The organism is Homoserinimonas sp. A447 (genome assembly GCF_054489325.1).
Genome location: NZ_JBTMWW010000001.1, coordinates 1,358,890 through 1,377,334 on the forward strand (window position 1 = coordinate 1,358,890; position 18,445 = coordinate 1,377,334).

General features: G+C 60.5%; 22 protein-coding genes. 14 read left to right on the forward strand and 8 right to left on the reverse strand.

The window, feature by feature from the left end; genetic code table 11:
* The first annotated feature begins 4 nt into the window (after positions 1-4).
* The gene (locus ACX3O0_RS06630; RefSeq protein WP_459091783.1) at positions 5-1,072 is read left to right on the forward strand and encodes a sodium:calcium antiporter; all 1,068 of its coding nucleotides are present in this window, start codon (positions 5-7) and stop codon (positions 1,070-1,072) included.
* Between the two features lie 59 nt (positions 1,073-1,131).
* On the opposite strand, the gene ACX3O0_RS06635 is transcribed toward ACX3O0_RS06630, so the two are convergent.
* The 4 genes from ACX3O0_RS06635 to ACX3O0_RS06650 form a co-directional block, all read right to left on the reverse strand.
* Positions 1,132-1,629, reverse strand: a complete 498-nt coding sequence (locus tag ACX3O0_RS06635) for a carboxymuconolactone decarboxylase family protein (RefSeq protein ID WP_459107203.1) — start codon at positions 1,627-1,629, stop codon at positions 1,132-1,134.
* Positions 1,630-2,156: 527 nt separating this feature from the next.
* Positions 2,157-2,537 carry a thioredoxin gene (gene trxA / locus ACX3O0_RS06640; protein ID WP_459091781.1) on the reverse strand — a complete coding sequence of 127 codons (381 nt, stop codon included), beginning with the start codon at positions 2,535-2,537 and terminating at the stop codon, positions 2,157-2,159.
* 74 nt (positions 2,538-2,611) lie between these two features.
* Positions 2,612-3,022 carry a GNAT family N-acetyltransferase gene (locus ACX3O0_RS06645; RefSeq protein ID WP_459107204.1) on the reverse strand — a complete coding sequence of 137 codons (411 nt, stop codon included), beginning with the start codon at positions 3,020-3,022 and terminating at the stop codon, positions 2,612-2,614.
* Positions 3,023-3,089: 67 nt separating this feature from the next.
* A complete protein-coding gene (locus ACX3O0_RS06650; RefSeq protein WP_459107205.1) occupies positions 3,090-3,872 on the reverse strand; it encodes an SDR family NAD(P)-dependent oxidoreductase in 783 nt (260 codons plus the stop codon).
* 265 nt (positions 3,873-4,137) lie between these two features.
* Here ACX3O0_RS06650 and ACX3O0_RS06655 point away from each other — a divergent pair, with 265 nt between their 5' ends.
* The 6 genes from ACX3O0_RS06655 (at position 4,138) to ACX3O0_RS06680 (ending at position 9,850) form a co-directional block, all read left to right on the forward strand.
* Complete coding sequence (locus ACX3O0_RS06655) at positions 4,138-4,593, forward strand: DUF5709 domain-containing protein (RefSeq protein WP_459091775.1); 456 nt, start codon at positions 4,138-4,140, stop codon at positions 4,591-4,593.
* Positions 4,594-4,744: 151 nt separating this feature from the next.
* Positions 4,745-5,230: a redoxin domain-containing protein gene (locus ACX3O0_RS06660; protein WP_459091773.1), complete on the forward strand. Its 486-nt coding sequence runs from the start codon at positions 4,745-4,747 to the stop codon at positions 5,228-5,230.
* Between the two features lie 248 nt (positions 5,231-5,478).
* Positions 5,479-6,396: an NADP-dependent oxidoreductase gene (locus ACX3O0_RS06665; RefSeq protein WP_459107206.1), complete on the forward strand. Its 918-nt coding sequence runs from the start codon at positions 5,479-5,481 to the stop codon at positions 6,394-6,396.
* A 40-nt stretch (positions 6,397-6,436) separates the two neighbouring features.
* On the forward strand, positions 6,437-6,895 hold the full coding sequence (locus ACX3O0_RS06670) for a GNAT family N-acetyltransferase (protein ID WP_459107207.1): 459 nt from the start codon (positions 6,437-6,439) through the stop codon (positions 6,893-6,895).
* Positions 6,896-7,329: 434 nt separating this feature from the next.
* Positions 7,330-7,956, forward strand: coding sequence for a hypothetical protein (locus tag ACX3O0_RS06675; RefSeq protein WP_459091745.1), 627 nt, complete (start codon positions 7,330-7,332; stop codon positions 7,954-7,956).
* 517 nt (positions 7,957-8,473) lie between these two features.
* Positions 8,474-9,850: a hypothetical protein gene (locus ACX3O0_RS06680; protein ID WP_459091743.1), complete on the forward strand. Its 1,377-nt coding sequence runs from the start codon at positions 8,474-8,476 to the stop codon at positions 9,848-9,850.
* A gap of 49 nt (positions 9,851-9,899) precedes the next feature.
* Here the strand turns inward: ACX3O0_RS06680 and ACX3O0_RS06685 are convergent, their stop codons facing one another.
* Complete coding sequence (locus ACX3O0_RS06685) at positions 9,900-10,556, reverse strand: HNH endonuclease (protein ID WP_459108454.1); 657 nt, start codon at positions 10,554-10,556, stop codon at positions 9,900-9,902.
* Positions 10,557-10,627: 71 nt separating this feature from the next.
* Here ACX3O0_RS06685 and ACX3O0_RS06690 point away from each other — a divergent pair, with 71 nt between their 5' ends.
* From ACX3O0_RS06690 to ACX3O0_RS06705, 4 genes are all read left to right on the forward strand, one after another.
* Positions 10,628-11,731, forward strand: a complete 1,104-nt coding sequence (locus tag ACX3O0_RS06690) for a PD-(D/E)XK nuclease family protein (protein ID WP_459091739.1) — start codon at positions 10,628-10,630, stop codon at positions 11,729-11,731.
* Positions 11,732-11,952: 221 nt separating this feature from the next.
* The gene (locus ACX3O0_RS06695) at positions 11,953-12,681 is read left to right on the forward strand and encodes a DUF6994 family protein (protein ID WP_459091737.1); all 729 of its coding nucleotides are present in this window, start codon (positions 11,953-11,955) and stop codon (positions 12,679-12,681) included.
* Between the two features lie 235 nt (positions 12,682-12,916).
* Positions 12,917-13,393 (forward strand): hypothetical protein, encoded by a 477-nt coding sequence (locus ACX3O0_RS06700; protein ID WP_459107208.1) that lies wholly within the window; start codon positions 12,917-12,919, stop codon positions 13,391-13,393.
* A 334-nt stretch (positions 13,394-13,727) separates the two neighbouring features.
* Positions 13,728-14,564: a restriction endonuclease gene (locus ACX3O0_RS06705; protein ID WP_459091733.1), complete on the forward strand. Its 837-nt coding sequence runs from the start codon at positions 13,728-13,730 to the stop codon at positions 14,562-14,564.
* Between the two features lie 174 nt (positions 14,565-14,738).
* Here the strand turns inward: ACX3O0_RS06705 and ACX3O0_RS06710 are convergent, their stop codons facing one another.
* A complete protein-coding gene (locus ACX3O0_RS06710; RefSeq protein WP_459107209.1) occupies positions 14,739-15,209 on the reverse strand; it encodes a hypothetical protein in 471 nt (156 codons plus the stop codon).
* A 271-nt stretch (positions 15,210-15,480) separates the two neighbouring features.
* Between ACX3O0_RS06710 and ACX3O0_RS06715 the strand changes: the two genes are divergently transcribed.
* Both ACX3O0_RS06715 and ACX3O0_RS06720 read left to right on the forward strand, forming a co-directional pair.
* On the forward strand, positions 15,481-16,125 hold the full coding sequence (locus ACX3O0_RS06715) for a hypothetical protein (RefSeq protein ID WP_459091729.1): 645 nt from the start codon (positions 15,481-15,483) through the stop codon (positions 16,123-16,125).
* 161 nt (positions 16,126-16,286) lie between these two features.
* The gene (locus ACX3O0_RS06720; RefSeq protein ID WP_459107210.1) at positions 16,287-16,943 is read left to right on the forward strand and encodes a hypothetical protein; all 657 of its coding nucleotides are present in this window, start codon (positions 16,287-16,289) and stop codon (positions 16,941-16,943) included.
* A gap of 73 nt (positions 16,944-17,016) precedes the next feature.
* Here ACX3O0_RS06720 and ACX3O0_RS06725 read toward each other — a convergent pair whose 3' ends face one another.
* Complete coding sequence (locus ACX3O0_RS06725; protein ID WP_459091725.1) at positions 17,017-17,175, reverse strand: hypothetical protein; 159 nt, start codon at positions 17,173-17,175, stop codon at positions 17,017-17,019.
* A gap of 260 nt (positions 17,176-17,435) precedes the next feature.
* Between ACX3O0_RS06725 and ACX3O0_RS06730 the strand changes: the two genes are divergently transcribed.
* A complete protein-coding gene (locus ACX3O0_RS06730) occupies positions 17,436-17,567 on the forward strand; it encodes a hypothetical protein (RefSeq protein WP_459091723.1) in 132 nt (43 codons plus the stop codon).
* 336 nt (positions 17,568-17,903) lie between these two features.
* On the opposite strand, the gene ACX3O0_RS06735 is transcribed toward ACX3O0_RS06730, so the two are convergent.
* Positions 17,904-18,350, reverse strand: coding sequence for a hypothetical protein (locus ACX3O0_RS06735; RefSeq protein ID WP_459091721.1), 447 nt, complete (start codon positions 18,348-18,350; stop codon positions 17,904-17,906).
* Positions 18,351-18,445 lie beyond the last annotated feature (95 nt).

Here is an 18,445-nt window from a genome sequence, read left to right on the forward strand (position 1 = left end):
GCGGATGTTGTTGCTTCCGTTTTGGCTCCTTGTCCTGATCTTCGCCATTGCTGCCGGCGCAATCTGGGGCGCCGGCGTTCAACTTAGCCGCTACGCCGACGTTCTTGCCGAACGTTTACATCTCGGTGCGGCATTCGGCGGCCTGATCCTTCTCGCCATCACCACGAATCTTCCCGAGGTGGCAATCACCGTCAGTGCCGCAATCCAAGGAGATCTCTCGATCGCTGTCGGCAACATCCTCGGCGGCATCGCCATCCAGACGGCAGAGCTGGCACTTATTGACCTGATCGGGGTACGGGGCGCTAAATCGCTGAGCTATCGAGCCGGGTCGCTATCGATCATTGTCGAAGCAGCGATGGTGATCGCGATCCTTGCCGTCGTCATCGCAGGCAGCCAGATGCCGGCCGACCTCATACTCTTCCGTCTCACCCCGGACACCGTTCTCATTGCAGCGATCTGGGTTATCGGTCTCCTGCTGGTGAACCGCGCCGGGAAAGGCATGTCATGGCACGACGACGGCCAGGCCCCGGACTCCCAGCCTGAACCGATGGGCCACAGCCGTGCGATGCGGGAAGAAATCGCAACCTCAACCCGGACCAGCACCACCAAGGCAGTCGCCATCTTCACCGCCGCGGCACTCGTCACCCTCGTAGCAGGCATCGCGCTCGAACGCAGCGGAAGTGCCATGGCCGACCAGATGGGGCTTTCCGGCATCCTCTTCGGAGCCACTGTGCTGGCTCTTGCCACGTCCCTTCCCGAGATCTCGACTGGGCTTGCCGCAGTTAAGATGGGCGACTACAAACTAGCTGTCAGCGACATCTTCGGCGGAAACGCGTTCCTACCAGTGCTATTCCTCCTCGCGACCGTTATCTCAGGGAAGGCTGTCCTGCCCGCGGCGCAGGGCACCGATATCTACCTCACCGCGCTCGCCATTTTGCTCACACTCGTCTACCTGCTGGGGATCGCGTTTCGTCCCCGCCGGAAAGTCTTCGGCATGGGAATCGACTCGCTACTCGTCCTTATCCTTTACGCAGTTGGCATAGCGGGACTCTTCGCAATCAGCAGAGCTTAACGCGCCCTGCCGAAAGGGTAGAACCGGGTGGTGACAGCTCTGCGGATCGTTGAGGTCCGTCACCGACCGCTCCGGTCCGCGTCGTTCGGCCTTACTTCGTCCAGTACCGGCACTGCCCCTTGCGCAAGTTTCAGCCGAGTCCAGACATTCATGTTGATAACCACAGCAGCGATTTCAGCGACAGCGTTTTCGTCAAATAGTCGGGCGAGTCGCTCGTGATGTTCAGCGAAAGCGGACAGGTCGAAAACTGTGAGCGCCTCCGTGTATGCGAGAGCCGCAACCTCGTCCTCAGCGAACATAGTGCTCTCTCGCCAGCTCGCAAGGTGAGCGATCTTTGCCGGAATAAGACCCATGTCCAGCGCAGCGTCGGTATGCAAGATCAAGCAGTACGAGCACGGATTCAGCTGAGCGACACGAAGCCGCAGCAACTGCGCCAACCCAGCGTCCACAGAAAGCGTCGCCGTATAGCCAACTGCCGCGGCCATTTCTTGCGCAATCGCGTGAAATCCAGTCACATCGGGATCAAATCGCGTGTTTTCGAAGCGCACTTCGTCCATGCTTATTGCCTCTCACTCACAATCTCATGCGTTATATCTACAGTGGGAGATCTCACAGCAACGATGTTTGTCTTATATGCCCGGGTCGCACGTGACGGCATCGTCCAGACGCTAGATACCTGGCACGCCGATGCTCCCCGGTGCTATGCCGCTGCCGGGACGAAGCGGGAAGCCCGAGTTCGCTCATGCTGAGAATGTTGTCGCCGCAGCGCGTAGAAACTGCATAACCTTTTCCGCCGGCACCTCACAGGGCCTGAGAGTTGCGCCCTCAGACGTGAACCAAACGTTTGCCCCAAGCTGTTCGCTGTCGCCCAGGCGTTCCGCATCCACCGAGATTACGTTGCCCCCTGCACGAGTGACACGCGTTAACCCCCAGCTCCGGCCCGCTATGCGCACACGGGACCACCCCTCCGGGATAGCCCGTATCAGCGTGTCAAGCTCTTGATCCCGAGATCGGTCCATGTCTTCCATCCTCACCGTGAATCAGGCTCGAGCTGTGAAAGGAAGCGCATCTTCTCTCGAGTGCATCAGCGCTCTGACGCAGGCTTATCGTTTTGTGCTGCGATCTCTGTGCGGACCTCGCGCATGTCGAGGTTTCTGACGGACTCTACGACCTGTGCGAGAGCCGGGGCCGGCAGTGCGCCCGCCTGGTTGAAGACGAGGATACCCTCACGGAACGCCATCAGAGTCGGAATCGCAGTGATCCCTGCGGCCGCCGCAATGCGCTGCGCGGCCTCGGTGTCGAGCTTGCCGTGGACGACGTCGGGATTGTCTTCTGCAGATCGCTCGAAGATTGGGGCGAACTGATGGCAAGGGCCACACCACGTGGCCCAAAAATCAACGAGAACGATGTCGTTGTCGTTGATGGTGGTCTCGAAGTTGTCATCCGTGAGTTCGACGGTTGTCATGGTGTTCTTCTCCTCGATGCGGCGGTCATATAGTTTTCGTCACAAATTGTGGGCGTGAAATCGGGCGTATGCGGTCAATGTTTCCGCCTCGCAGTGGTGTTGCCCGGGATGGCCGAATCGCGAAAGTCGGCATACTCGGGATGGGCGCTGACGAATGCTGCTGCAAACGGACAGGTGATAGTTACGCTCTCCCCTTGCGCCCGCAGCCTGTCAAGGACGCCGCCGAGGAGCCTTGCAGCGATCCCCCTACCTCGAAACTCGGGGAACACCGATGTCGCCAGCAGGGTGATGTGGCTACCCGTCTTGCTGTAAACGACCCCAGCGACGGTCACACCTTTCAATGTGGCCTCGTAGATACCGACCTCGCTGTTTTCGGTGATGATCAGGCCTTCCATATCGGGCGTCGTCGGTGCCGACGGATCCGTGTCTGCACCGTCTTGATCCAGGCCGGTCAGGGTGACCATGCCCTCAGCGTTGTCTGCCATGCTGCCTCCTAATCGTTCGTCTGCCCGGCGGCCGGAAGCGCCCGAACAGCCGGATGAAGCGTTTCTTCTACGGGGTGACGGTGTCACCGAGGTCCCAGATGGCGCCCGTCTGAAGGGCGTCCGCGCCAAGGAGATGGCTGAGCAGGGCGTGGGCGGAGTCCTGCGCGGCGATCAGCCCACCGGAGTCGTACCTGCTGACAAAGCGGTCGCGCAGGCCGGCACCGATGCGTTCGGGATCCTGCTTGCGGATCCAGCCCTGCATGGCGGTGTCGACGCCCCCTGGCCGGTAGACGTTGACCGTCACACCCGTCCCGTCGAGTTCGGCGGCGAGATTACGACTATGGATTTCGAGAGCAGCTTTCGTCGCTGCGTAAGTATTGCCACCGATCATTGAGCCAGGGTGACGGACGACGCTTGACGAGACGTTAACGATGCGACCCCACCCAGCCTGCGCCATCCGTGGGGCGAGTGCAGCAGTAAGCGCTGCGGGAGCGATCACATTGAGCTCAAACGCCTGACGTAGCTGGTTTGGGCTGATTGTGCCACTGTCGCCGAGAGGTTCGACAGTGGCTGCATTGTTGATCAGAACATCAACTGGGCCGCCGGCCAGCAAGTCGTCGATGGCGGTGGCGCGTTTCGTGTCGTCGGCCAGATCGGCAGTTACTACGCGAACTTTAACAAGAGGTGCACTCGCCCTGATGGTGTTAGCGATCTCGTCGAGCTGGTCTGGGGTGCGGGCGAGAAGAATCACATCAGCTCCAGCCTTGGCCAGCTCAGTCGCAATCGCCGCGCCGATGCCCCGGCCAGCACCGGTGATAAGTGCCGTCTTGCCAACAAAACCAGCTCTCATGCTTGACGGTTCCTTTCACGGGGTATGGAGCACGCCCTCACCCAAGCCGCATGGCGCACCATGCGGTCCGAAGAGGAAAGGCACAGCAGATGTCACCTGCGCCCACTTAGTGAGCGTCGACCTTTCGCCCCGTCTTACCAAAGGACCTCAATCGCGTTCGTCCTCCCCGGGCCACAGGTACCACAACCCGTCCGATCAACTTTGTAAGACCTCGTGCTCTGGCGCCGCTAACGCTTCAACAAACGGAAATGAGAGGCGAACGGACATGACTAACACCGATGATGGCAACGGCTTCGAGAATCCGGCCGATGACTACGGCTTACTTCCACCCGACGAGAGCCTCGACACCGATGAACTCGGCGACGATATAGACGAAGCGGGATACTCACCGTTGGATTGGCGCCCAGCCGAACTCTCCTGGGGGTTCACACCGCGCGAGGCGCGGTCCCACGAGCCTCTATCCGCCCGCCTCGCCCGCGAGATCCCCGAGGAGACAGAAGAGATCATCGGAGATGGCATCGGAGACACCACTGACACGGACGGGGAGGTCATCGATGACCAGGTGGGTTCGGTCCGAGCTGGCCGTCTAGCCTGGGCTGCACCGGCCAGCTTCGACCCGGCCGCGGACTACTGGGCGAATGACGTCGGCATTGACGGAGGCGCTGCATCAGCGGAAGAAGCAGCGGTTCACATCGTCCTTGATCAGGACGACCTGGACTGACGTGAACATCCAACCAAGACCAAGTAGGGCACGGTCAAGATACACGTAGCAATCACAGTGCCCTTCGGCCCACTGAAGCATAGGAAATCGCGCCAATTCAAATCATCGGCCGCGTCCTGATTAAGTTCGCACAACCCGTAAGGAGACACTGATGCCGTTGCTCAACCCGGGGGACCCATTCCCAACTCTCACGATAAAGCAGCCAGGTGGACAGACACTTGCCCTTCCTGATGCCTTCGCTGGCAGCTTCGGTGTGGTGCTGTTCTATCGCGGATCGTGGTGCCGCTACTGCGTTGAGCAACTGCGTGCATTCCAACGATCCGCTGTCCGTCTCGCAAGAGCAGGTATCAAGGTAGTTGCACTGTCAGCAGATGACGAGAACACTACGAGAGAACTGATTGGTATGTACGGTTTGACCTATGCCATCGGTCACGGTGCCGATGCAATGGAAATTTCGGAGACAACGGGTGCATTCGTCAGCCTCGACCCTCCCTTCCTGCAGTCGACCGGGTTCGTGCTCGGCCCGTCTGGAAACGTCATAATCAGCGTCTATTCCTGCGGAGCAATCGGGCAGCTTATACCGGACGACGTACTCGAACTAGTCAGTGACCTAGCTGACCACCCGGAGCTACTCTGAGAGCCCGTTCGTCAGCGCTCATTTCTATGTGCCTGCGCCGTTGATCACAACTACTTCGCGCCGCGAAGCAATGGCGCAGACATGTCCAACACTCCAGGGCACGCTGTACTCGCAACGCCGCATCGCCCCGAGGAGGCACTTGACTACAACTCTTCCCCATCCGCGCGGTAAGACCCTGCGGCCTGGGGTCGCTAACGATCTGCAAACCTAAATGCCGTGCAGGCAGGACTGAAACCTGGAGGTGTCTGATGAAGGCAATTGTGGTTATGGATAAGGCCGCGGGAGCGGCCGGGATGGCGCTGGTGGAGCGCCCTGAGCCGTCGGCAGCGATAAACGACGTCATTGTCGAGATTCATGCATCGGGGTTCGTCCCCACTGAGGTCGAGTGGCCCTCGACCTGGACCGATCGCGCCGGCCGTGATCGAACACCGTCAATCATCGGGCACGAGTTGGCTGGTGTGGTGACCGCGCTCGGCTATGGCACGACGGGGTTGTCTGTGGGGCAGCGGGTGTTCGGTCTCTCAGACTGGCATCGCAACGGCACCCTGGCGGAGCGTGTGGCGATCGAGGCACGCAACCTCGCGCCGCTACCGGGTGATGTCGACTTCACGGTGGGCGCGAGTCTGCCCATCTCGGGTCTGACCGCGTGGCAGGGGTTGTTCGTCCACGGCCGCCTTCAGCCCGGGCAGACCGTCCTCGCACACGGCGCGGCCGGCGCAGTCGGATCGATGGTGACGCAGCTCGCCCGCGAGGCTGGCGCCTACATCATCGGCACCGGGCGCGGCCCCGACCGGCAAAAAGCACTCGACTTCGGCGCCCACGAGTTCGTCGACCTCGCCAACGACGAGCTCAAGGACGTCGGTGGAGTCGATCTGGTATTCGACGTGATCGGTGGTGACATCCAGAAGCAGTCCGCGGGCCTTATTCGAGCTGGAGGCACACTGGTGACAGTCATCGGACCACCCGAGGCGCGGCCTGCCGACGGCCTGGCGGTCGACTTCGTTGTCGAGTCTGATCGTGGACAACTGGGTGAGATCGTCCAGCGGGTGCGGGACGGAAGACTGCGCACAAACGTCGGCACTGTCTCGGCCCTCGACGACGCCGTCGCCGCCCTCAACCCCACCGAGCGCCGCGTAGGGAAGACGATCATCCGCGTTCGTCCTTGACGCGCGTATTCCGGACATGAAATCAACGTAGGGACACTTTATGAACAGCCCAACAGAACCGACCCGGTACACCTTCGAATACCCCGACGAGGCCGGATACCCAGACGGTAAAGGCACTCTCACTCAGGACCAGATAGTCCTCATCGACGAGTTGATCGATGATCCACATGCCCCCGCATTCGACTTCTACGTTGTGAAGGACGAGAAAACCAGCAGCTACGAGGCAATCGTCGGCGACGCCCAGATCGGTGGGCTGACCTACAACGTTGCCGACGACGACCGACTCGTACTGCTGGACACCTCGGTGTTTCCCCATTTCCGCAAACAGGGCATCGCCACCGAACTGATCCGACGCGTCCTGGACGATGTTCGCGTGCAAGGAAAGACGGTCACCATCATGTGTCCAATTGTGCGCACCTTCATCGAGCGCAACCCTGAATACGCCGACCTCATCGACCCCAAGCATCCGGGCGTGTCCATAGCATCACGCCGGTCCTAACCAACCGACTGATGCACTGACAGAAAGTACGATAATGACGACCAATATCGAGGCCGAGGCGCGGCGGTACTCGTTCATGTCCCCACGCTAGCCGCCACCACTCTCTTCAACGAGCAAGCTTCCAGCTCGTAGCAGAGACTTCATCGGAGTCACCCCGGGCTATTCGACCTATTTAATTGCACCGGCGAATCCGATAGCGATGTCGGCATGTCCGTCGACAGCGTTAGAGCGTCACGGTGGACATCGCCCCTCTCTCTTGTTCGGTGGGCGTCGGCTCGCAGCCGACTCAATGTCGGCGGGGCGCGCCAGACTCTGGTAGTTCTTGCTTACCTATATGGTTCGAGGGGACTTGACGCTGCGATCTATTGCGGCCGTTCCACACCGCAGAATTCCGAGGGCGTTTCGACGTCGAACAAACTGGAGACTGAATCGTCATGACGTTTTTCAAAGCAAGGGTTCTGCTCTGGCCTCTCCTGCTGGTCATCGTGCTGGTTGTCGCAGGAATGGGCGCAGCCTTCACGTTCGGTGGATTCAACGCCCTCGCTCTTGGCTCGCTGTTCTCCAGCAGCTCGAACGAACGAGATTCGCAGGTGATTCAGTCCGTCACACGCCAGCAAGAGGTTGCCCTGCTCAGCCTTCACATCCAGGGTGTCGATAGGCACGAAAACAATGGAGAGATTTTCGGCATCGCCGTGCCCGCGAGCGAAAAAACGACGCTGATCCAGTACAAGTTCGACGCAAAGCTAGGCATCGATGGGTCACAGGTGAAGATCAACCCAACCGGACCAGGGTCGTTTAGGGTGACTATCCCTGAATTTATTGGCATCGGCTACGACGATCCCGTGTTCGAGGACCCCATAGAGAGCAACAACCCGCTCAGCTGGCTGGCACCGCCAGCGGTTCAAACTCGCATCATCAACAACATTCTCAGCGACGAGAACAAGCAGAAATACATCACCCAAAACGAAGCAGCGCTGAAAGAGCAGGCCCAAGTGTTCTACTCCGGAATCATCAAGAGCATCGATCCCGAGATCACCATCGAGTTTGAGTTCGCAGGGTAAACGCCCGCAGCGCCCCATCTCGCCCCCTCCACTCGCGCGCAGCACAGGATCGGGCATCCCATTCGTGGTGTGACACCTATAAGGCATCCCGCAGACCAGTGCTTGAAAGCGGCAGGCTTGAAAGTCTTCCGGTTGACAGGCGGTTTCGAGCCGGATCGGTTCCAACCGGTATCGAGGCGCTATGAGGCGTCGGGATAGCAAAGCCTTCAGCCAAGGTGGGCTAGTTGTAGATCCAGAAAGACATCGTCAGTCGAGTTGCCGCTACCCGCGAGCGGGCCGCGGACACGCTGATTCGTGCCGGCATGTTGCGCCGCCTCGTTCCAAGCGATATCGCCACAAGGCCGAAGCGGGGTATCTGCTCCTACATATAAGGGGTGGCGAGGATGGCCCTCTTTGGTCAAGTCACCAAGAGACACCCGAGACGACGTCCAACAGATCAGTTGAGGACCATGCGCAGGCGACGGCGACGACGTGGGCCCTAAGGTGAGAGAGAACCCACGAGCGACTGGAGCGATGAATGGGCAACGAGATCGAATTGGTGAGCGACGGCGACGGTCTCGTGGCTCTTGGCGCTTCAGCCGACGTCGAACGGTTCTTGCTATCGACAGGACTGGACCAGGCTCCGACGCGGGAAATTGATCTTCATCGGCTCTGGTCATTCTCTGGCACAGGCGCGACGGCCGTCCAAGTCGGCGCGAATATCGCAGCGAATTCAGGACGTTGGGTGAAACTGACCGCTAGATCCGCCGAGGCCGTCAAGAAATACGGGTTGATGCCAACCAAGTCCCCGGGCGTCAGTCACGCAATGATCGGCGATCCCGGCGATATCAAGCAGTGGCTCCAGATCGTGCAAGCCCCGTCCATATTGCTTAGTGGACCGTTTGCCCTAACAGCGCTTTCCACGATGATGCAGCAACGCGCGATGCAGCAGCAGATGGATGAGATCGTCGAGTATCTCCAGGAGATCAATGAGAAGGTCGACGACATCCTGCGGAATCAGAAAGACGCCGTGCTGGCAGACATGATCGGGGTCGACCTGATCATCGACGACGCCCTGACGGTCCGTGACCACGTCGGTCGGGTCTCTGAAGTCACCTGGTCGAAGGTTCAAGCGACTGGGATGACACTCGCGCGCACGCAGGCATACGCGCTTCGCCAGCTCGACACGATCGCCGAAGAACTCAAGAAGAAAGCCGACCTCGGTGAGATCGCAAAGGCGACCGAGGAGGCCGAGCCGAGGATTCACGAATGGCTTGGAGTCCTCGCCCGCACGGTTCTGCTCCAGGACGGCGTCTCGATACTCGAACTTGATCGGGTGCTCGATGCCACACCTGATGACCTGGAAACCCACCGACTCGGTTTGAGCAGGGCCCGCCAGAATCGTCTTGAACTCATTGCTCGCAGCACGGCGCGCATTCTCTCCCAGATGAACGAGACCGTCCAGCGCGCGAACGCTGCGGTGCTTCTCAACCCGTTCGATTCCCCCGCCGCGGTAAAGTCGAGCAACCAAGTCGTGGTCGGCGTACTCGATTTTCGTGGACGGCTTGGGCTTGAGCTAGGTCACGAGCCCAAGGTCGCAAAGCGCTGGGGTCAGGCCGTTGCTGAGGTGCGTAATAAGGCTCTTGCTACGGCATCGGTAGGAGTCTCTGCCGCCGGGCGAGTTGGAGTCGAAACCTTCGATCGGGCTACAGAAGCGTTGCGCGCGGTCGATATTGACGGGGATGGTATCCCGGATATACAGCGGGCAGTGGTTGCTGCCGAGAATGCCAGCGCCGCGGTCAAGGGTGCCGCTTTTGGTGTTACTGGCTCGATTGGCTCGATGCTGAGTCGCAAGACAACCGAGAGGGCCTCCTCCGAGAAATCGACCTCAGAGACCACTTCTAGAGAGACTTGATCCTCCCCGGGACCCAGATGTTTGTCGAAAGCATCGGTCGCGAAGTGACCTACTCCGTAGAGACGGAATGCTCTTCCCACGCCTTCACGTACCGCCGCGACCAGTCGCGGTGATACCTATGGCGGGCATCTCCGGCACCAGCAGCGATGAGCGCGGGGTACGAAGAAACAAGACCGTCCCAGCCATCATCGTGTCGGCGAAGAGGTGACGGCCGCTGAACTTCGCCGTCCGATTTCCGCGTATTGCAGGCAGCGTGAAGCGTTGTGAGGTTTTCAAGCACGTTCAGACCGCCTCGGCTGTGCGCGACGACGTGGTCGGCTTCCGGAGCCATCGCCCAGAACACTGGGTGGATATGGCCACGCTTGTAGTGAATGTCGTAGGGCAGCTGCTCGGGAAACAGGTCGTGAATTGCGACCAAGATGCACCGCGGGACTGCCCGCCCGCCGCAGGCTGTGCACCGAAACCGATCGCGAACAAAAACCTGAGCGCGGAGCGTCTCGTTCCGCAACCGAGTGCCAGCGACCACTTCCCTGCCCGGCTGGGCACCGAGCACCCTCAGATTTCCCATCCAGATCTCACCGGCAATCGGCTCAAGCGCACCGGTAGCATCCTTCAATGATCCGGCTCGAACCGCAGCGACCGTGCTGCTGAGGCAAGTCGCGTACCGATCGATGTCGGAGTCGTCGAACCTGAAAATGTCCACCATAAGGCCGAGAATACAAGAGTCTCGCCTCACCACTCCGCGCCGCTCTTGGCACGTCCAGTACGGTGGGCGTTATGACGCTCGACTTGTCGTTCCTTGAGGTTTCGTTGTCGCCAGCACGGAGTGTCCCGCGGCCGGTCAATGTGTACGACATCCTCCGTGAGGGGTGGCGGGAGACCCGTGTCGATATGACAATGCAGTTCTTCCTTGACCCCACTGAGCGCCATGGCCTCGGATCCCTCGTCATAGACGCTCTTCTGCGCCTCCTCGACGGAGCACCAAGCATTGACCCTGGCGGTCACAGCAGCAAGAGGCTGATCGCAAAGGACGCGGAAGGCTCTGACGCGTGGGAGATCGCCGCACAGGTCGATTTCATCGACGTGTACGCGGCGAACCCGGATCTGGGGATTGCGCTCGTACTGGAGAACAAGATCGGCCACGTGCTGAATAACCCTCTGAGGAAGTACGCGGAGTTTGCCCGAAACGACGGTTTCGACACAGTACTTGTGGCGGTGCTCGCCCCCGAAGCGCGAGAGCACATCGACCCAGCACAGAAGAACTACTTGTCTAGGGCTGTTACATACGCCGAGCTAAGCGCTGAGATCAAGCGTGCACCAGAGTTGGTCGAGTTCCTGATGAGCCCCGGAGATCGGGACCAGCGGCGCAGCCTTGACCTCCTACAGCAGTTCATCGAAGCCCGACACGGGGAGACAGAAATGACAGACCTTGAAGATGAAGCACAGCGGCTCGATGAGTGGCGGCGCATCCTCGAAGAACACAGGCTCGCGATCACCGCGTTCGAGGAAGCGCGCAGCAGTATCGGCCGCCTCATTCGCGATCGAAGGAAGCGGATCGAACCTCTGATCGCCGATCGTCTCGAAGCGCTGGGCCTGGAGACCGGATGGGAAGCGCACGGTGGCATCCGAGAAGAAACCTGGAATGCATACCACTTTCAAGCCGCAGATTGGACTGTCGAGCTCAAGTTCTCAGCCGACCCGTCCCGCCCGATGATCTACGTCTATGACCGACGTGGACTCACCTACAAGGATTCCACCATAGAGCCGCTCGGCCTGACTTGGACTGACAGCGAGGAGAAGATCGCCGACGCCTTCATCGAACGTGTTGTTCAGATTCTCGATCAGGTGAAGGCTGGTACCCGCCTCGCACCCGGCGGGTGAGACGCGGTGCCACGGCAACTGAACGCGTCAACGAACACGTTCCCGTACTCCACGTCCGGGCACAAAGCTTCTCGTCAAGTTGGTGATCGAAAGGTACTGACACTTGGCACGGCGATGGATCGTCTCCCAGCCCAATTCCACTTCGTGTAGCGACATGATTAGAAGACCCGAAGCGGCTCGTCACCACGTCAATGACGTACCCCGCAGCTAGGGTTACCGCCATGAGCATCCGCCCGATTGATACTTCGTTCGATTTCAAGACGGAGCCAAACTGCAAGCTGGATCCAGACCGGCGCAGCCCTACGTTGCAGCGGTACCAGAGGCTCTTGTTCAGCAAACCACTTCCAACGGGTGCGATGTTTACTCTGTCGGAGAAGACCTCCGGCCTGGACCGAGTGCTCCGACATGAATCGGACTTGGGTGCCTTCGAACTGTCGAGCGACACGATCCTGAACTCCAACAAAGGACCCCTCAACTCCTTTTACGAGCAGATGCCAGCGGAGGTCAATAGTGCGTGGCATCGGAGCTCGATCGGTGCTCGGTTATTGTTCCCGAGCCTTCAAGTGGCTGGGAAGCGGACAATCAATCAAGAGCGAGGAATGAGCAGAGCAATTCGGGACCGCTTCGATCTCACCCTCGAAGCGATCCGTCGTCACTACTTGGGTGTGGCTTCGCCATTGGCCGACGTGCTGGCTCGGCACGGCGACTTCTTCACACTGTTCGAGACCTTCAAGGGCTACGTGCAGTTCTTTCTTCTCGACGACCTGGTCAGCCACCAAGGGGCGGTCCGCTTCTACCTTCCGTTCGATGGCTACGAAAAGCCGCCGCTGCCCGCAACCTTCGACGAGTATGTCGCCTTCAGAGAAGCGCAGCTCGATTTCCTCGCCGCGAGAACCACTCGCATTGAGGCCTACCATGCGGCCCATTTGATGCCTGCGGTGCCGGCATAGGCGGCGGCCCCAATACTGCGCGGATAGAGCCGCTTCCGTGGTGGCGCCGAGAACATCTCAAACGTCCGGGGCCAGCGCTCCGCGGTACGATTCCCCCGTCGTTTGCTGCCTGCGCCGCTGGCTTGGCGACCAGAAAATGGCACAGGTCCCCCGCTACGACCGCTTGCCGCTACCGGGTGCGCCGCCCTGTACGAAGCGCACCGCAATGTAAGTATTTATCGTCGAGCTCTTGCGCTTGAGCTTTTTGTCCTTGGCGATTCCCTTCGTCAGCTTCGTCCGTTGCTCTGGGGTCAGTTTTTTCAGCCAGTTGTTCGTGGGCTTCTTAGGCGCGTATGAACTCCGGGCCGCCCGTGATGTGAAAGCCGCGGCCGAGACTGCGGCCAACCGGGTCAAGATCGAGGCGTTCCGCGCCGAGAAGGCGCTGCGCCTGGACCAGACACGCGAGGTGGGCAGGCTGTTCCGCGCCGCGTTCCGCTTCGAGACCGGGGTACTCGGTCCTATCCCGCGCGACGCCGCGGCGCTCACCGCCTGGACGTCTAAGGCGGCCCAGTACTGGAATGCAGGTGCGGGGCAGCCAGAGGTAGGGCCAGATCTGGTAGAGGCGGCGCGGGATCTGCTTCAGCGCAATGTCGTGGCAGCGGGGCACCCGGTAGAGGCGTCGGCCAAGGTAGCTGCCTTCGTATTCCGCGAACCTGTCGTCGTCGCAGCGTAGCTCCGGCCTCGCAAGCTCGGCCCCGCGCTCTCCACGCCATCCGCGCCGCTGTCTGCCTGCTGACGTCCCGGCTGCACGGTGCTGCTCGCTCGCCCCAGCGCCTGCGCAGCGACCCCTGCCCTCGCCAGGCTCGGGCCCGCTGGCGCAACGCCGACCGTTCCGCGGGCGGCCCGCCTTCGTCACGGTCCTACGTTGCTGATTGTTTGCTCGCCGGCCGCTGGACGGGCCCCGCCCCCGCTGGTGCTCGGCCCCGCTGATGAAAGACCAATCACCTCACCGAGAGCAAGCGTCACGTGTCGGGTAGAAAGTCGTGCCCCTCCGCCATACTGATCCCATGATTGATGAGCCGAGCGCAGAACCACCACTACTTTCTTCTTGGTACGAAGCCGAGTTACTTGCCGGTGTTCACATGCGACAGCTCGGGTTTTCTGACGCATTGACCACTGCGGGCGGTGCTGACGGTGGAATAGATGTAGTTGCTACGGGAGCGGTCGCTCAGGTAAAGCACTATTCGAGTGCCCCTATCGGGTCCCCCGCCATACAGCGACTACACGGTGCTGCGTTGGGGAGGCGGGCGATCTTCTACTCGTTGATCGGGTACACCATGGCGGCAAAGCGGTTTGCGACGGAGGCTGAGGTGACGCTCTTCTCCTATGACCTCATGGGCGTGGTCCGACCGGAGAACGACTCGGCAGAGCTATTAGTCGAGCACCATCATGTGCCGGTTGATGTGAGCATGGCTAGTGAGTCGCGGCTCCAATTCATCGCCGAACTTTCCCGGTTCGGCCAGGGTGTGATTGATTCCGGGACTGTGGTGCTGAACGTCATGCAAAACCTGATGATGACCGATCTGGAGACAATCCAGAACGGCCAGGAGGGGCAATACGTCAGGCCCGAGAATCTGCCAGAGATAACGGCCGAGATATTTGCGCTTCAAGAGTCGATGCAGGAAGTGGGGCAGGACGAAATGCCCATTTCCCAGGCAGTCCAGGCGATTATCCGGCTTGAGGGACGCGTCCAAGCACTGTCGCAACGTTTCGGACTGTCCTACGAGGACATGGCGCGAGTGGGCGCCTCGTTGAGGGCTGAGGGCATTCTCGGATCTGATGCAGTCGACCTCGAAACAATCGTCATGCAGCGGATATCAGAGCAACGCGATATCGAGGAGTGAAGAGCGGGCAGTCTTAGCGATTAGCCCCGTTGCGGGAGCCGGGACGGGACCGTTGTGGCGGCCGACTCCCCGTCGGCTGGCAGCTGGCGAGGCGTGGCTGGCGCAGGCACCGGTGTTGCCCAGGGACGCTGGACGTGGTGACTCACACCGGTGGTTGCTGTTTCTTCTCGTCCTTTAGTGCCGTGCTGCCGTATTCACCCGGGCCGCAAATTTCCGGGCCTCTGCGCCCTTCTTCGGGTTGACGTCGACGGCCCACGCGTATTCGCTGCCTTCGACGATCAGGTAGAGCTCTCTCTCGTCGATGCTCCCTTTGACAAGCGCTCCGATGATGGCGCCGACCGGACCGAATAGCAGCCCACCGGCTACCGTCTGGGTGAGAGACGTGCGCTCTCGAATCTGCCCCGCCGTCTCGACTGTGGCACGTGTGCTGCTCACTGCCTGCATCTCCACGCCGTACGTGATGTTGCCGTTGCGCACGCTGACGCCGGCGAAACGGAATGAGTCTGAGGAACTGCCGGTTGTCGCCGGGCGTGCCTCATATTGCGCGGATGCCTGCCCGGCCTCCCGGGCGAATCTTTGAAGAGCTCGGCTCGGCGTTTCACCCTCTGCGACGATCACCTCCTGGCCGGTCTTCGGGTCGACCACTCTTGGGCGATTGTCCGGAGCTTCCGGCTCGTCGGCCGGACCATGCGGCGCGGACCATCGACGCCGCTCATGCGCTTCAAGTGCTTGGCGCCGGGCCTTCGTCGAAGTGCGGGAGCTCCACAGGAGCAGAGCGACGACAGCGACGACCGCAGCTAGCAGCAGAAATTCCATTGGTTCTCCGAGCGGTCGATTAGCTTGACCGTATCGCAACGGCGTAGAGCACAAGGGTTAACTCGTCGCCAGAGTGACGCGTCGCGATAGTGTGGCGCCCATGTTAATCGCTGGCTCCGTGGACCTCGCTGAAGTGCTTGCCAAGTTGTCAGAACGGCGCCCAGTGTTCCACTCCGAACGCGACTTCCAGTTCGCGTTCGCCTGGCAGGTTCAGCTGACCGGACCGGAGATCGAGGTTCACCTTGAAGTCCCGCAGCGACCGGGAGTTCACCTCGATCTTGAGTTCGTTTCTCCCGACCGGAAACGCACCACGGGGATCGAATTGAAGTACCGCAAGGGGTTCTGGGCAGGTCCGGTTGGCGGCCAGCAGTTCCGCCTGACCGCTCAGAGCGCTCACGACCAGGGCCGGTACGGGGTCGTAAAGGACATCTCTCGCATCGAAGAGTTTGTGCGCGATCGCCCAGGGTCCAACGGCGCCGTCATCGCGTTGACCAACGACAAGACTTACTGGAACCACTTTCCGGACTCGACAGCGATCGACCACGACTTCCACATCCACCACGGTGCGGTACTGAACGGCGACCGTAGGTGGAACCGTCCACCGGCAAGCGATGAGCACGCGACGGACTTGCGGCTCATGGGCACTTACGAAATGAACTGGTCGGAGTTCTCCACCTTTGGCGAGGATGGTCGATTGCGGGCACTTGTCGTGGAAATTGCTAGCGCTCCCGCTGGCGCCAATTAGCCCGCAGGTGGCGGTGAGTCACCTCGGCGATCACGCGCCGCTGCCGGGGCAGTGCGCAGGCCCCCAGCATTGGGGCGCTCGTCTGGTCGGTGCAGGTGTGCCAGGGCGATAGCCTCTGGGTTGGATTACCGACTGCGTCACCTGTGGAGGAGTAGGAACTGATGAAGCTCTACGACAGGGGAACTGGCACGTGCTTCAACCCGCCGATGTCCACTACCGCGGCACATGCCCTGGAATTCTGGTCAAGCGTCGAGATCCCAGACGCGACTATTGCCAAGGCCCGGCGCTTGTTCAACGAGCAGCAACGCAAAGACTTCCTCGACCACTTCCAGGCACTGACCGAGCAGCATCTCAACGCATGGACGACGGCGAACCCCCGCCCCAAACACAGCGACACCAAGCAAATGAAGTGGGAAGCGGACCGCGAGGCGGAGAAAACCAGATTCACCGAAGCCGAAGTGGCCGCTCATTCAGAAGGCAACAAGTTTTTCCACAGCGAGAACCCTCAAACCATGGGCTCTATCGACGCGCAGCAGGTGGTTCGTGCTTGGTTCATGCTCAGAAATGGACCCCATCCCGATCGATTCCCCGACGAATCAGCGAAGTTGGACGATCACCTGATCGAGATCTACGACGGCAGCGAGAAGGCTCTTCCGCTCGTCAAGAAGTACCGCCTGTACAGGTTCGCCGATGAAATCAAGAGCGTTCCGAACCCTGCAGCCGACGCCATCCACCAGATGCATGATGCTCTGGCCGAGCTACTGATCGGCCTGTCGCAGGACATTGACCGCTTGGCTGAGGTCGTCGAATCGGACTAGCCCTCCGGGCTTTGCGACCGTTGCGACGTCGATGCGGGCATCCGGCGGTTCGCCCACTTTGAGCGAAAGAGATCTAGCCGAGGCCGTCGAGCCCATTCAACAGGTTGTCGACGTCTGTGCTGATGGCGTCGTCGGCGATGCGGTCGCGCTCCGCCTCGATGCGGCGCTGAAGGTCCGCCTCCGATTCGCCAGGGATGGCTGGGACTTTGAATTCACTGGGCAGGTTCGTCATGCGGGGCTCCTTTGCCTTGGTTGCCGAAGCCTAGCGAGTGGACGCTCGCTACCTGGGCCGTGCGCTTGAACGGTATCCGCGCAAGCTCTAGTATCGAACATATGTTCGATCAAGGTTTGGAGTGAGAACTATGCCCCACGTAGTCGATGCCGTCGCAATCAGCCTCTCCCCCACAGGTGTTCCACGTTCTATCGGATGGCAAGGGCGCGAATATCTCGTATCAGATATGCCGACACAGCTGGAGATAAATACCGCGGCCCATGAGGCATTTAACGCACCCGCCGACGGCTGTCACCGGCTGGCGCTTCCAGGCTACGTCCGACTCGGACACGCTGGTGTTCGATGTCGTACGCGATCGGGACGGGTGGACGTTGCTCGATGTCTACGTCTAGTGCCGCCTGAGCATGGGCCAAAATAATCGCTACCCGGGGCATGGCTTAGACCGTGCGATAGAGGCAGTAGTCGTGCGCGCCAAGCCGATCAGTCTCAGTGACGCCGAGCTTGACTTAGAGAACCACCCGCCGCGTCGCGCCGCCCAACCGATTCCGGTCCGCGCTTGTTTCTGCTTATGATTTCGATAACTCAGACAAGAACAGGGTCGGGGAAGACCTCATCGAAGAAATCATTATTCCGGGCAATCTGGCGACGCCGACCTTTACGTTTGTCGTCGAGAACGGCAAGGTAAAACTCGCCGACGTCATTCGCGGCGGAACCTAACGAGGCGGGACCTATCCGCCTAGCAGCGTCCGTTTCGCCGCAGCGAACTCGGCGTCGTCGAGAGCCCCCTCACGGTGCAGTCGGCTGAGTTCCGTGATCTGGCTAGCTATCGATGTAAAGGGCGCAGGCTCTGCGGCCGCCTGTTGATTTCGGCCGTTCCGACGCACAAGCAGGATGACTCCGCCCACGATCGCAGCCACACCGATCACCATCAAGACGATGGCCAGTGCTCTAAGCGTTCCAACCGCCGCAGAGCAGTCGCCGAGCACGTCGAACCATACGTCGCGCGGTATGAAGGCAGAGCCGCAGGGCTCCCGCTCGAAGAAACCTGCACCAACGCCCAAGAAAAGTGCGACGCCACCACTAGCGATCAGAATTAGAGACGGTGCTGGACCCGGACCCGGGGTGGAGAGTGCGTCGCGGACAGGCATCGAGCCGTCGTTATCAAAGAGGGTCATGGCGCGAGCTTAGCGGCGACCGTTGGTGTGGCAGGCGTTCTGGCCGGCTGCGGGTTAGGTAGGCGCATTGGGCGGCCAGGAGACGTCCCGGGATG